Below are 14,836 nucleotides of genomic sequence, written 5' to 3' on the forward strand. Positions count from 1 at the left end.
CTGGCTCCAGAATTTTGGCGAGCCCGCTACCTCGTTCAATCCGCTATTCTGGATCCCGGCCTGCGCCGGGATGACGGTGGATTGGCTCATGACAGCGTTATCCCCTGACCCACAAGGCCACCAAGCTGGCCGCAAGAGCGACTACCACCCGCGCCAACCCTCGCTAGACTCAATCTCACTAAAAAACAACAACAAACCGAGGTGATTGCCGTGACTGCTGCGCAAATCAAATCCGTACCGACCATCAAAGATCAGGTATCGGCCGCCGAATGGCAGGCCCGCGTCGACCTCGCTGCCTGCTATCGCCTTATCGCCCTGCATGGCTGGGACGATCTGATCTTCACCCATATCTCCGCCAAGGTGCCCGGCACCGAAGACTTCCTGATCAACCCGTTCGGGTTGATGTTCCATGAAATCACTGCCTCCAGCCTGGTGAAGGTCGACCTCAACGGCGTCAAGCAAATGGATAGCCCGTACGAAATCAACCCCGCCGGCTACACCATCCACAGCGCCGTGCACGAAGTGCGTCACGACGTCGGTTGCGTTATCCATACCCACACCGCCGCCGGCATCGCCGTTTCGGCGCAGAAGCAGGGCTTGTTGCCGCTGTCGCAGCAGTCGCTGTTTGTGCTGGCCAGCCTGTCCTACCACGGCTACGAAGGCGTGGCGCTAAACCATGAAGAGAAAGCTCGCCTGCAGGCAGACCTGGGTGAAAGCAATTTCATGATTCTGCCCAACCACGGCCTCATGACCTGCTCGGCCAGTATCGCCGACGCCTTTCTGATGATGTTCACCCTGCAGCGTGCCTGCGAAGTGCAGGTGATGGCGCAGAGTGGCGGCGCCGAGTTGATCCATATTCCTCAGCAGATTCTCGACGGCGCCAAAGCCATGGTGCAGGGCGTGATGAAAACCGCCCAGGGCATGGGCGGCAACCTCGCCTGGCCGGCGCTGATGCGCAAACTCGACCAACAGAACCCTGGCTACGCCGTCTGATGTCGCCGGCGCTCGCCGGCATTCCCCTGCGTGACTGGCGCGCGCAGGGGAAGAGCCTGAAATTCAAGGGCCACACCATTGCCTACTGGACCGCTGGCCAAGGCGAGCCGCTGCTATTGATACACGGCTTTCCCACCGCCAGCTGGGACTGGCATTTTCTCTGGAACACCCTGGCCGAACATTACCAGGTCATCGCCTGCGACATGCTTGGCTTTGGTGACTCGGCCAAGCCCCGTGGCCACGACTACCGTTTGCTTGAACAGGCCGATATTCACCAGGCGCTGCTCGCGCACCTGAACATTGATGCGCCGGTGCACGTGCTGGCTCACGACTATGGCGACAGCGTCGCCCAGGAACTGGTCGCTCGCCATCACGAAGGCCGTGCCCGCCTGGCCTCCTGTGTGTTTCTCAATGGCGGGCTGTTCCCCGAAACCCATCGCCCGGTGCTGGTGCAAAAACTCTTGCTCAGCCCGCTCGGGCCTCTGATTGGCCGGCTGTTTAGCCGCAAGAAGCTGGCCGCCAGTTTTGCCCAGGTATTCGGCCCGCACACCCAGCCCAGCGAACAGGAGCTGGACGACTTCTGGAGCCTGATTGCCCGTAACAACGGCCCGGCCGTGATGCATCGGCTGATTCACTACATTCCTGAACGCCGTGAGCAACGTGACCGCTGGCTGGCAGCGATGCAAAAGGGCGGCTTGCCACTGCGGGTGATCGATGGTGCCGTGGACCCGATTTCCGGCGCGCATATGGTTGCCCGCTACCGCGAGCTGATTCCGGAGCCCGATACCGTGCTACTCGACGGCATCGGCCACTACCCGCAAACCGAGGCGCCGTGCCACGTGCTGCAGCACTACCAAGCTTTTCGCGCCGCCTTAAGCAAGGCTGCTGTAGCCTAGCCGCTGACCATTTTGGCGGGAGGCGGTATGCACAAGGTGTGGGGTGGGGCGGTAATGGTGGCGATGCTGGGCGGCTGCGCAGGCACGGCGCCGGTGCAAGACCCGCCAGCCCTGTTCGATGGCTGGTACGCCCAGCAGGCTGTCGGCAACCCCCTGTACGCGCCGGGTTTGTGGCCCTTGCTGGCCAGTCGCGCCAATTTCCCTGTGCTGGATGCGCCGGCTACCGCTGGCCTCGTCCACTTGCATATCGATGCCGATCAGCAACTCACCGTTCGCCTGCAACAGGGCGAACGTTGCGTAGGGCAGTTAAGCATTGCCGGCAATCTGGACGGCACCCAATACCGATTTTCCGATAACGATTTCAACGGCATTCCGCTGCTTGCCTGGGGCCATAACAGCCGCGAGGTAACCCTGGACCTCAGTCACCCCACACAGCTGCCAGCGAGCATCCACACCAGCAGTTTCGGCATGTTCCTGATAATTGCCGGTGGCGCGCCAGACCGCGATGTCACCTATCGCTACACCGCCATAACCGCACCAGAGCAGCCTGCACAAAAATGCCCGGCACCAGCGCCAGGCCGCTAGCTAAACAGTTCGCGGTGTATGCGCGAATCATGCCCTAACCTTATTGGGCGCTATTCAGCCCCGGCCGCTTTTATTGTGGCTGCCGCCGCGCTGCCGGAAACTCGGCGCATCGCATGTTTTGCCATCTGCCACAGGAGTTATGTATGAGCGAGTCCGTTCGTTTTGAAGACAAGGTTGTAATCGTCACCGGCGCCGGTGGTGGCATCGGCCGCGCCCACGCCCTGGCTTTTGCCAAGGCTGGCGCCAAGGTGGTGGTAAACGATCTGGGCGGCAGCACCCACGGTGAAGGCGCCAACGCTTCGGCAGCAGACCGCGTAGTGGCCGAAATCGTTGAGGCCGGCGGCACCGCCGTGGCCAACCACGACTCGGTAACCGACGGCGAAAAAATCGTGCAGAACGCCCTCGACGCCTTTGGCCGTATCGATGTGGTGGTTAACAACGCCGGCATCCTGCGGGACAAAACCTTCCACAAAATGGAAGACGCCGACTGGGACCTGGTGTACCAGGTGCACGTCGCCGGCGCCTACAAGGTTACCCGCGCTGCCTGGCCGCACATGCGTGAACAGAACTACGGCCGTGTGATCTTCACCTCGTCCACCTCCGGCATCTACGGCAACTTTGGCCAGTCCAACTACGGTATGGCCAAGCTCGGTCTGTACGGCCTGACCCGCACCCTGGCCATCGAAGGCCGCAAGAACAACATTTTCGTTAACGCCATCGCCCCAACCGGCGGCACGCGCATGACCGAAGGCCTGATTCCGCAGCAAGTATTCGAGCAACTGAAGCCGGAACTGGTCAGCCCGCTGGTGGTGTACCTGGGCAGCGAAAACTGCCAGGACACCGCAGGCCTCTATGAAGTAGGCGGCGGCTGGATCGGTAAAGTGCGTTGGGAACGCAGCAATGGCGCAGGTTTCGACCCGAAAGTCGGCTTCGATGCCGACGACGTAGCCGCCCATTGGAAAGAAATCGGCGACTTCGAAGGCGCCAGCCACCCTGAAGACAGCCTGCAAGCGCTGCAAGCCATGATGGCTAACCTGCAGAAGTACGCCGGCAAGTAACACGGGCGGCAAGACCGGAAGGCCGATCCCATGAGGGGTCGGCCTTTTTATTGGCTGGTGAATATGCAGTCGCTAAGTACCTGGATCTCGCTCTCCGTCATCCCCGCGCAGGCGGGGATCCAGGCTCGGTGGTGCAACGATGTGCACGGCATGCCCCTTGGTTCGTGCCCTTGTGCCCTGTAGCGCTGGTAATACAAATATCAAAAGTTCCCTCGCCGCCGAATACTGCTCCATTCATTCCAGTGTTGGTGCCCTGTGATGACCGCATGGTGCGGGCATTCATACTTTCAGGCGACAGAAAGAATCAGTCCTTCGTGCGCTTATCCGCGTGTAATCCGCTGAGTACTGTGCACCACAGTTTCACCAACTAGGAGAGCCGCATGACAACAACAAAAAGGCCCGGACTGTTCCAGCCAAAGACTCTTGCTATCGCTATCGCTCTGGGCACCTGCGCCCAGGCCCACGCGGTCAATTTCAATATCGGGGAGATCGAAGGCCAATTCGACTCGTCCCTGTCCCTGGGGGCCAGCTGGTCGACAGCCAAAGCGGACCAGGACTACATCGGCTCGGCGAACGGCGGCAACGCCTTTACGCAAACCAACGATGACGGCCGTCTGAATTTCAGAAGAGACAAAACCTTCTCGAAAATCTTCAAAGGCATTCACGACCTCGAACTCAAGTACGGCGACACCGGCGTGTTCCTGCGTGGCAAGTACTGGTACGACTTCGAACTGAAAGATGAAAGCCGCGAGCTGATGGACATCGACGACAGCCACGCCAAGATGGGCGCCAAGTCGTCGGGCTACCAACTGCTCGATGCGTTCGTCTACCACAACTACGCCATTGCCGATCAGCCGGGCAGCGTGCGTCTGGGTAAACAGGTGGTGAGCTGGGGCGAAAGTACCTTTATCCAGAACGGCATCAACAGCATCAACCCGGTAGACGTTTCCGCTTTCCGCCGTCCTGGCGCAGAGGTCAAGGAAGGTCTGATTCCGGTCAACATGTTCTACCTGTCGCAGACCATTACCGAAAACCTCTCTGCCGAGGCGTTCTATCAGATCGAATGGGACCAGACCGTTGTGGATAACTGCGGCACCTTCTTCTCCAGCACCGACGTGCTGCAAGAAGGTTGCAACGACAACTACCGCATTCTGGATGCCACCACTGTTGAGGCGCTCAACGCGCCGGGCACCAAAGCACTGCTGGCCAGCCTGGGTGTAGACGTCAACTCGCAAGGTCTGGCGGTGCCGCGTATCGGCGATCGTGATCCGAAAGACTCCGGCCAGTGGGGCGCCGCGTTGCGCTGGCAGGGCGATGAAACCGAGTACGGTGCGTATTTCATGAACTACCACGCCCGCACGCCGTTCCTCGGCCTGCAGAACGGTAGCGCAGACGACATCACCGCAGCATTGACCACCGCTGGCGGCGCCTTGGCGCAGCCGATTCTGCTGGGTACCGGCAAGTACTACTTCGAATACCCGGAAGACATTCGCCTCTACGGCCTGAGCTTCTCCACCACGCTGCCTACAGGCACCGCCTGGTCCGGTGAAATCAGCTATCGTCCGAACATGCCCATCCAGATCAACACCAATGACATGACGCCGCTGGTAGCTACCAGTGTTGCCGGTGCGTTTGCTGGTGCGGGTGGCGGTCTGGCAGGTTTCCTGGCAGCGCTGGGTCAGGCTGACATTGACCACACTGGCTACAACCGCAAAGAAGTGACTCAGGTGCAAACCACCTTCACCCACTTCTTCGACCAAGTCATGGGTGCTGATCGTCTGACCCTGGTCGGTGAAGTTGGCGCCAACTCCATCGGTGGTCTGGGCGACGTTGACGACATCCGTTACGGCCGCGATTCGACCTTCGGCAATCTGGAACAAGGCGGTCGTCACGGTTACTACACTCGTACTTCCTGGGGCTACCGTGCTCGTGCCATCTGGGACTACAGCGATGCCTTCGCTGGCGTCAACCTCAAGCCCAACGTGTCCTGGTCGCATGACGTAGACGGCTATGGCCCGAACTTCAACGAAGGCGCCAAGGCCGCGAGCATTGGTCTGGATGCCGAGTACCGCAACACCTATACCGCGGGTATTTCCTACACCAACTTCTTCGGCGGCGATTACAACGTACTCACCGACCGCGACTTCCTGGCCCTCAGTGTTGGCGTGAACTTCTAAGAATTGCTTGGCGGAATAACAGAGGACTACAAGAACAATGAAAACAACGAAAAATCTGTTTGGTGCATTGGCCCTCTCGCTGCTTGCCAGCAGCGTGTTGGCTGCGGTGCCGGCTGCGGAAGTAGCCAAACTCGGCACCACCCTCACGCCACTGGGCGGTGAGAAAGCCGGTAACGCCGACGGCAGCATTCCTGCCTGGACCGGCGGTCTGCCCAAGAACGCCGCCTCGGTAAACGACGGTGGTTTCCTCGGCAACCCGTTTGCTGATGAAAAACCGCTGTTCACCATCACCGCTGCCAACGCTGACCAGTACAAAGCCAAGCTGTCTGCCGGCCAATTGGCGATGCTCAAGCGTTATCCGGAAACCTACAAATTGCCGGTGTACACCACCCACCGTACGGTTTCGGTGCCGGACTCGGTGAATGAAGCGGCCAAACTCAGTGCTGCCAAAACCACCACCGTGGAAGGTGGCAACGGTCTGCAGAATTTCCAGGAAAGCCGTTACTACGCTTTCCCGATTCCGCAAAATGGCCTGGAAGTCATCTGGAACCACATCACCCGTTACCGTGGTGGCAACCTGCGCCGCAGCTACACGCAGGCTACGCCGCAAACCAACGGCAGCTACACCCTGGTGAACTTCACCGACGAGGTATCGTTCCCTCAACACATGACGGGCATGGACAGTGACAAAGCCGCCAACGCCCTGCTGTTCTTCAAACAGCAAGTAACCGCGCCGGCACGTCTGGCCGGTAACGTACTGCTGGTACACGAGTCGCTCGACCAGGTTAAAGAGCCACGCATGGCGTGGATCTATAACGCCGGCCAGCGCCGTGTACGCCGCGCTCCGCAGGTTTCCTACGACGGCCCGGGCACTGCCTCGGACGGTCTGCGGACCTCGGACAACTTCGACATGTTCAACGGCGCTCCTGACCGTTACGACTGGAAGTTGATCGGCAAAAAAGAAATGTACATCCCGTACAACAACTACAAGCTGGAGTCGCCAGACGTTAAGTACGCCGACATTCTCAAAACCGGCCACACCAACCAGGACCTGGCACGCTACGAGCTGCACCGCGTGTGGGAAGTGGAAGCCAACCTGAAGTCCGGCGAACGCAACATCTACGCCAAACGTAAGTTCTACGTTGACGAAGACTCCTGGACCATCGTTGCTTCGGAAATGTATGACGGCCGTGGCCAACTGTGGCGCGTAGGCGAAGCCATGCTGTATCAGCAATACGTGGCTCAGTCTCCGGCTTACGCCTTCGAAGCGCTCTACGACATTATCGCTGGCCGTTACCTGGCCATCGGCATGATGAACGAAGAGAAGAAGTCGTATGAGTTCGGCATCAAAACCTCGGCTACCGACTACACCCCGGCTGCCCTGCGTAACGCTGGTGTTCGTTAAGTCTTGAAGGTGTTGGGCTCCGGCTCACCGGTCAGTAAGACGGGGCCCAGCATAAGCAAGCGTGATGACCACCGCTAAGGTGTAAGAATAAGGCGGCCCACGGGTCGCCTTTTTTGTGTCTGAGGCTCTACTCAGAGCTGTTTGTGCGTAAGATCAGCCCACGCTAGACCCTGAATAAAAACAAAAAAGCAGAGGCATCGACCATGCATAACGTCCACGCAATTGGACCGCGTCCCCTGCGTTTATCTGACAGCCCGCTGCCGCGTTTACCGGCCGCTCATTTCCCTCGTCCCCGCCTGGTGCAGGCGCTGCTGGCCGGCGATAGTCGCCTGGCTCTTATTTGCGCGCCGGCCGGTTTTGGCAAGAGCGTGTTGCTCAACGAATGTGTACGGCAGGCGCCGGTCGGCACCCAGGTGGTGTGGCTGGACTTGCTCGGTCGCGCCCTGACCCCGGTGGAACTGCTCAAGCGCCTGGCCAAGGCCCTGGGCCGCCCGGTGGAAGAGGGCGACACCTATGACGAGCTGTGCAGCCTGCTCAGCCGTAGTGAAACTCCCCTGTGGATTGTGCTCGACGACTACCCGCGCGACCCCTGCGCCGAGCTCGATGACTGCCTCGACCGCTTGCTCGAACAAGCCCCGCACACCCTGCGCTGGTGGATCGGCGGGCGCCGCCGTCCGGCCTGGAACCTGCCGCGCCTGATGCTGCAGGGCGACCTGCTGGAGCTCGACGCTCCGGCCCTGGCTTTGGACGAACCTGAACTCAACGGCCTGTTGCAACAGCATCACCTCGAGCTCTCGCCGGAGTTGAGCGAGCAACTGCTGCACAACAGCGAAGGCTGGGTGGCGGGCGTGTGCCTGCTGCTGATTAAAGGCACCGCTGAAAACCTGCCCGAGCGCCTGGCCTCCGGCACGCCGCTGCTCAACGAATACATCGCCCGTGAAGTGCTTAGCGGCCTGTCGCCCACTTTGTTGCGGGCGCTGTCGCTGCTGGCGCATATGCCGCGTTTTTCCTCAGCCTTGTGCGAGCACGTGCTGGACGAAGGCGGCGCGGCGCTGTTCGAAGAATTGCATGCCCGGCAGATGTTTTTCCTCGGCATGGACAGCTGCGGCGAATGGTTTCGCCTGTCCCGGCCGGTGGCGGCCGTGCTCAAACGCCAATGCAGCGCACCGGCGCCGACCCAGGCCCACGTGCGTGCCTGCCAGTGGTTTGCCAGCCACGGCGATGTGCGAGCGGCGGTGGAGCATGCGCTGTTCGCCAACCAGCCCGACGTGGCGGCCAACTACCTGCAACGCTTTGGCCAGGAGCAACTGCTGGTCGGCCAGAGCGTGTCGCAGTTCCTGCAATGGCGTCACGAATTGCCCGCCAGCCTGTATTCCAGCACCCCGCGGTTGATCACCTTGCAGGCCTGGGCGCTGCTTATCTGCGCGCGTCTGGACGAAGTGGACGACTGCCTGGAAGACCTGGGCCGATTCTTCCCGCAACCGAGCCTGCGTCAGCAGCAACAGCTACTGGCCCACTACCAGGCCATTCAGAGCGTGCTGCAACGCCAGCGTGGGCAACGCAGCGCCCGCGAGCAAGCCTTGCAAGCCCTTGACGCGCTGTTTGATGACGCCTGGTCGCAGCGTGCGCTGTGTTACCAGGTGCTGGCCCAGCAGGCATTTTCAGAAAACCTGTTGAGCGATGCCCAGGACTACATTCAGGAAGGGCTGAAACTGGCGCGCCTCAAAGGCAGCGTGTTGTTCGAGGCGCTGCTGAGCGTCGACCGTATCCACCAACTGACCATCCTTGGCGAAACCGGCCCGGCGCTGGAACTGGCGGAACTGTGCTTGCAACACCTGCAATCGGCGGGGCGCCAGGGGCCGGTGCTCGGGCGGCTGTTGCTGCTGCGTGGCAGCCTGCTGGCCAGCCAGGGCCACACCGAAGCGGCCCATGCCTCTTACAGTGCCGGCTTGCATGCCGCTGAGGCGTGTGAAGACGCCTATATCATCTTTGGTTACCAAGGCCTGGCCGAACTGGCGGCACAAGCCAACGACTTCACCCTGGCCTTCCAGCTGCTGCGCAAAGCCGAACGGCTGATGCAGTGGCAGCACGTACCGGAAGTTCGCTATCGCGGCGTTTTGCAACTGGCCCAGGCCACGTTGTGGCTGCGCCAAGGCGAAGCGCAACGAGCACGCGCCGCCTTGCTGGCGACGCTTGAGAGCTACCAGCAACGCGACTTGCTGGCCCCCTCAGGGTTTTACGATCTGTTGCCGCGCCTGCGTTACAACCTGGCCCTGGCCGACCTGCAACTGGGCGACGTGCGTTCGGCCCTGGACAGCCTGCATACCTTGAGCGCGGATTGTGAGCGCAGTGGCTATTTCAATCTGCTTAATCGCTGTCGCTTCAGTCTGGTACAGGCATTGTTGGCGAGCGGGCAAGAAAAAAACGCCGAGGCAATGCTGAGGCTGGCATTGGAGACGGCTCAACAACAAGGCGTGAGCCCGGAGCTGCAAGCGCTGCACGGGCAGTTCGGTCAGTGGCTTGAGCAGGTGTTGCCGCAGTTGGCCGAGCCGCTGGAGTTGCGCATATTGCTTAACCAGGCCGGGGCAGGGGTGCCGCCGAGCCCCGAGAGCTCGCCACTGAGTGCGCGGGAGAAAATGGTGCTGGAGCAGATTGCTCTGGGCTACTCCAATTTGCAGATCGCCGATCGGCTGCATATCTCCCTGCATACGGTGAAGACGCATGCTCGGCGGATCAACGTGAAGCTTGGGGTAGAGCGGCGCACGCAGGCGGTAGCGCGGGCCAAGACGCTGGGGTGGTTGATGTGATGTGGCTTTCTGGTCCTTCTATGGGATGCAAAAGTCAAATCAACCGCCCCTCACCCCAGCCCTCTCCCGCAAGCGGGAGAGGGGGCAGCGCGCAGTGGACTTCTGGCCTTATGTCACCCCTCGCCCGCTTGCGGGAGAGGGGCCGGGGGTGAGGGGCCCTTGACCGGTTTTGATCCACCCAACCCCCATCGACATAATTTTCACATCCCCCCACGTAGGGTTCACCGCCTCATGACCCGTTGCGGTGTTTTTTCTTCATCTTCGCCGCGCCGGGTGTCTGACCATCGGCGGAGTGAAGCTGCATGCAAGTACGAAGTGAAAAGGGATGGGGCATCGACTGGGCCGGTATCGGCTGGTTGTTTCTGTTCTTCTGGTATTTCTCCTGCGTACCGCAGCTGCTGATCCAAATCACCGGCACCTCCGGCTTCACGGGTTTTCGCCAGGCGTTTGTGATGAGCGCGCTGTGGCTGGTACCAGTGCTTCTGTTCCCCGCTAAAACCCGCCTGATTGCCGGCAGCATTGGCTTGCTGTTGTGGGCGGCCTCGTTGGTGAGCCTTGGCTACTTTTTCATCTATGGCCAGGAGTTCTCCCAGAGCGTGATTTTCATCATGTTCGAGTCCAACGCCGCCGAAAGCCGTGAATACCTGATTCAGTACTTTGCCTGGTGGATGCTGCCGGCCTTCGCCCTGCACACGCTGGTAGCGTATTTGCTTTGGCGCCGCGTGCGGCCTATCGAAATGACCCGCCAACCCGCCTTTGCCGCCGCCGCATTGATGCTGCTGAGCTCGGTGGGCTACCCGCTGATCAGCCAGGGCCTGCGCGAAAAGACCATGGGCAGCGCCTTGCTGAAAGTCGAAGCACGTATGGAGCCGGCGGTGCCGTGGCAGCTGGTGCTGGGCTATCGTCAGTACCGTGAGCAACTCAACAACATGCAGGGCATGCTGACCGACGCGGCGAAAATTCCACCGCTCAAACACCTCAAAAGCACCCTGGGTGACCAGCCTGCTACGCTGGTGCTGGTAATTGGCGAGTCCACCAATCGCCAGCGCATGAGCCTGTACGGCTATCCACGCAATACCACGCCCAACCTCGACAAGCTGCGCCAGGACATGCTGGTATTTGATGACGTGGTCACTCCGCGCCCTTACACCATCGAAGCCCTGCAACAGGTGCTGACCTTCGCCGACGAGCAGAACCCGGACCTGTACCTCAAGACCCCGTCCATCGTCAGCGTGATGAAACAGGCCGGGTTCAAGACCTACTGGATCACCAACCAGCAGACCATGACCAAGCGCAACACCATGCTCACCACGTTTTCCGAGCAGGCCGATGAGCAGGTGTATCTGAACAACAACCGTAACCAGAACGCCCGTCAGTACGACGGCGACGTGCTGGCGCCGTTTGCCAAGGTGTTGCAGGAAGACGCACCGAAGAAATTTATCGTGGTGCATTTGCTGGGCACGCACATGAGCTACCAGTACCGCTATCCACCCGAGTTCGAGAAGTTCACCGACCGCACCGGTGCGCCGTCCAGCCTGCGCGATGACCAATTGCCGACCTACAACGCCTACGACAATGCCGTGCTGTATAACGACTTCGTCGTGTCCAGCCTGATCAAGGAATACGCGCAGAAGGACGATAACGGCTTTTTGCTGTACCTCTCCGACCACGGCGAAGACGTGTTCGACTCGCCAACCGGCAATGTACTGGGGCGCAACGAGGCCAAACCGACGGCGCCGATGTACACCATTCCGTTTATGGTCTGGGCCTCGCCGAAATGGCGCGAAGGGCATGAGTGGAGTTTTATCGCCGATACCAAACGGCCTTACAGCAGCTCTCAGTTGATTCACACCTGGGCCGATCTGGCGGGGCTGAGCTTCGATGAATACGACCCTAGCAAGAGTATTGTCAGCGCCGAGTTCAAGGAGCGGCCGCGGATTATTGGTAACCCTTACGGTGCCAAGAAGTCCTTGATCGACTTCAGCCTGATCAAGCCAAAGCCGCCGAAGACCGAGATAGAAACGGCGCAGAAATAAGTTCCCACAACGGTTTTTTCCGCCAAAGCCCGAGGCTTTAACCTCGGGCTTTTTTGCATGGGGCGACCACCCATTTCGCGATAAAACCGCGTGATAGTGGCTAGAAGCCATGCAAGTTACGGTTGGTGACCTACTCTTTTGTTCGGGCAGGCGTATAAGTAGGAAATGTCTTACTCGTGGTGTCGTCCGTATTCGGGGTGATGGGTGTGATGCGGCTGTTTCCTTCTTTTTTGCTGGGTGCACTCATTCTGGGGAACTCGACACTGGCGCACGCCGCGTCAGGGGTTACCTGCACCCGTACGCTGACCTTGGCGCTGCATGACCATGGCCTGCTGTATTCGGCTGATACTGATGCGGGCATCGATAAAGACATTGCCGAAGAACTGATCAAACGCAGTGGCTGCAGCGTTACGGTCAGCTTGCTGCCACGGGCGCGCATCTGGCAGTTGATCGAGCAGGGCGGGCTGGATTTCAGCCTTTCCGGTATCGCCGACGAAGCCCGTAACCGCTACGCCAGTTTCGCCTGGTACTTTTCCGACCAGTTCTACCTGCTGGTGCGCGAGGATGCCCAGGTGGAAAAGCTGGCCGACTTTGCCGCCAACCCGGCGCTGCAGCTGGGGGTTATCCGCAGCTTTCGCTACAGCCCCCGGGCCAACGAGTTGGTCGATACGCTCACCGCACAGCGCCGCGTACGTCATGCCGCCCGCCTTGAGCCGTTGTATGAAGTGCTGATGGCCAACCAGATTCAAGGCATGATCATCGAGCCCTTCGACTACCCACAGGTGCAGAGCGAGAAGATTCGCCAGCACACCCGCGTGGTGGAAACCGGTGATGCGCCCACGCCCCATGGCCTGATCATGTCCAACAAGTCGCTGAGTATCGAAGAGCGCGCGCAGTGGCGGGCAATCATCGACGCCATGCGCGCCGATGGCACGGTCGAGCGTATTTTCGCCAAATACCTGCCAGCGGAACTGGCCCATACGCTGGTTGATTTCTGATCATGTCCCGCCTTGGCTTGCGCTACAAATTGCTCGCGCCGCTGATGCTTCTGGTGTCGCTAGGCGTGACCTACTGGTTGTGGCAGCACGAACAGCGCAACGCCCAGATCGACCGCCTGGAGGCTGCTGACTACAACCTGCGCGAAGCGACTGGCAGCATTGACCAGCGCATTGCCACCTACGAACAGATACTGCGCGGCGTGCAGGGGTTATTCGCCGCGTCTGATTCGGTGCGCCGCGAAGAATTCAAAACCTACCTTGACTCCCTGCAACTGGGCGCCGAATACGCTGGCCTGGAAGGCATCGGCTTTTTGCAGTGGACGCCACATGCCCAATTGCCTGCTCTCATCGCCGCGCAACAGGCCAGCGGCGTGCCGGACTACCAGGTGCGCCCCGAAGGCGAGCGCGATTTTTACGCCCCTGTGGTGCAGATCGAACTGCTCTCAGGCAATAGCCACCTCATATTGGGCATCGACCCCTACGCCAACGCCGAGCGCCGCTCGGCCATGGAGCGGGCCCGTGATTCGGGTGATGCGAAAATCACCGGCAAGGTCGAGTTGGTTATTCCGGGTGAAACAGATACGCAAGCCAAGGCCGGTTTTTTGATGTTCCTGCCGGTGTATGCCAAGGGCCAACCGCACGAAACCCAGGCCCAGCGCCGCGCGTCCATTGTCGGCTGGGTGGTGGCGCCGCTGCGCATCAACAAATTGATGGCCAGCCTGTACGGCACACGCTCCACCGCCATGCCGATCCGCATCTACGAAGGCGTGAAGCAGACCAGAGAGTCCCTGTTGTACGACTCCAGCGAAGGCACCGATCGCCATTTCGTTGGCCACAGCGATGCGGTGGAATACCTGGAAGTGGCCGGCCGCACCTGGACCCTGGAAATGCTCGGCGATCAGCGTCGGGCGCGGCCAATCAGCAAAGACAACTCCGGGCTTATTGCCGGTGCCGGTTTGGCGCTGAGCATGCTGCTCACGGTGCTTACCTGGGTGCTGACGACCGGCCATTCGCGCGCCCTGGCCCTGGCACGGGAGATGACCCGCGAACTGCGCGACAGCGAAACCCGCCTGCGCCACCAGGCCGAGCATGACGCCCTGACCGGCTTGCCCAACCGGGCGTTGTTCAGCGACCACTTGAGCCATGCTCTGGCTCAGGCCCGGCGCAACCGCTCGCGGCTGGCGTTGATGTTTATCGATCTGGATCGCTTCAAGCCTATCAACGACACCCTGGGGCACCACGTGGGTGATGCATTGCTGCAAGTGGTTGCCGAGCGTTTGCAGCATTGCGTGCGCGAGTCGGACATTGTCGGACGCATGGGCGGAGACGAGTTTGTGGTGTTGCTGCCGGTGATCGACGGCGATGACGATGCGCTGGTGGTGGCCGAGAAAATTCGCGAGGCGTTGAACGAGCCCTTCGACCTTGGCTGTGGGCAGCCGTTGAGTTTGTCGTCCAGCACTGGGATTGCGTTGTTCCCTGAGCATGGGCTCGATGAGGTGCAACTGACCAAGAATGCCGATGCGGCTATGTATCTGGCTAAAGATAACGGGCGTAATCAGGTGCAGTTGTTTCGGGTGGGGGTGAATGTGGTGGGGTAGACCTTGGCGCGGTCTATGCGCCTTTGCGCATGATCGGTGATGGTCTTCCTCGCCGCTTGCGCTGATACGCGCAGGGCTCTTGTAGGGTGTGCTCCGCGCACCTTGCGGTCTATCAGGCGACTGTGTGTTTTCTTCGTTACCGCGTGCGCTGAACGTTTTGTTTCGCGCCTTACGCGCAGGGCTTTTGTAGGGTGTGCTCCGCGCACCGTTGCGGTCTACCAGGCGACTGTGTGTTCTGCTTTACCGCGTGCGCTGAACGTTTTGTTTCGCGCCTTACGCGCAA

The 14,836-nt window shown here is 60.3% G+C and carries 10 protein-coding genes; all 10 read left to right on the plus strand.

What is annotated here, in order from left to right:
* Positions 1-225 precede the first annotated feature (225 nt).
* Positions 226-993: a class II aldolase/adducin family protein gene (locus PKE98_RS04260; RefSeq protein WP_373877814.1), complete on the plus strand. Its 768-nt coding sequence runs from the start codon at positions 226-228 to the stop codon at positions 991-993.
* Complete coding sequence (locus PKE98_RS04265; RefSeq protein WP_271194041.1) at positions 993-1,889, plus strand: alpha/beta fold hydrolase; 897 nt, start codon at positions 993-995, stop codon at positions 1,887-1,889. Before PKE98_RS04260 ends, PKE98_RS04265 begins: the two co-directional genes overlap by 1 nt.
* A gap of 27 nt (positions 1,890-1,916) precedes the next feature.
* A complete protein-coding gene (locus PKE98_RS04270) occupies positions 1,917-2,474 on the plus strand; it encodes a hypothetical protein (protein ID WP_271194042.1) in 558 nt (185 codons plus the stop codon).
* A gap of 143 nt (positions 2,475-2,617) precedes the next feature.
* On the plus strand, positions 2,618-3,532 hold the full coding sequence (locus PKE98_RS04275; protein WP_271194043.1) for an SDR family oxidoreductase: 915 nt from the start codon (positions 2,618-2,620) through the stop codon (positions 3,530-3,532).
* A gap of 380 nt (positions 3,533-3,912) precedes the next feature.
* The gene (locus PKE98_RS04280) at positions 3,913-5,709 is read left to right on the plus strand and encodes a DUF1302 domain-containing protein (RefSeq protein ID WP_271194044.1); all 1,797 of its coding nucleotides are present in this window, start codon (positions 3,913-3,915) and stop codon (positions 5,707-5,709) included.
* A 37-nt stretch (positions 5,710-5,746) separates the two neighbouring features.
* Positions 5,747-7,114, plus strand: a complete 1,368-nt coding sequence (locus tag PKE98_RS04285) for a DUF1329 domain-containing protein (RefSeq protein WP_271194045.1) — start codon at positions 5,747-5,749, stop codon at positions 7,112-7,114.
* A 203-nt stretch (positions 7,115-7,317) separates the two neighbouring features.
* Positions 7,318-9,921, plus strand: coding sequence for a LuxR C-terminal-related transcriptional regulator (locus tag PKE98_RS04290; protein ID WP_271194046.1), 2,604 nt, complete (start codon positions 7,318-7,320; stop codon positions 9,919-9,921).
* A gap of 302 nt (positions 9,922-10,223) precedes the next feature.
* Complete coding sequence (cptA, locus tag PKE98_RS04295) at positions 10,224-11,957, plus strand: phosphoethanolamine transferase CptA (protein WP_271194047.1); 1,734 nt, start codon at positions 10,224-10,226, stop codon at positions 11,955-11,957.
* A 179-nt stretch (positions 11,958-12,136) separates the two neighbouring features.
* Positions 12,137-12,955 carry a substrate-binding periplasmic protein gene (locus PKE98_RS04300; RefSeq protein WP_271194048.1) on the plus strand — a complete coding sequence of 273 codons (819 nt, stop codon included), beginning with the start codon at positions 12,137-12,139 and terminating at the stop codon, positions 12,953-12,955.
* A 2-nt stretch (positions 12,956-12,957) separates the two neighbouring features.
* The gene (locus PKE98_RS04305; protein ID WP_271194049.1) at positions 12,958-14,553 is read left to right on the plus strand and encodes a CHASE domain-containing protein; all 1,596 of its coding nucleotides are present in this window, start codon (positions 12,958-12,960) and stop codon (positions 14,551-14,553) included.
* Positions 14,554-14,836 lie beyond the last annotated feature (283 nt).

The sequence above is a fragment of the Pseudomonas turukhanskensis genome, assembly GCF_027922365.1.
In the GTDB taxonomy this organism is placed as follows: Bacteria; Pseudomonadota; Gammaproteobacteria; order Pseudomonadales; family Pseudomonadaceae; genus Aquipseudomonas; species Aquipseudomonas turukhanskensis.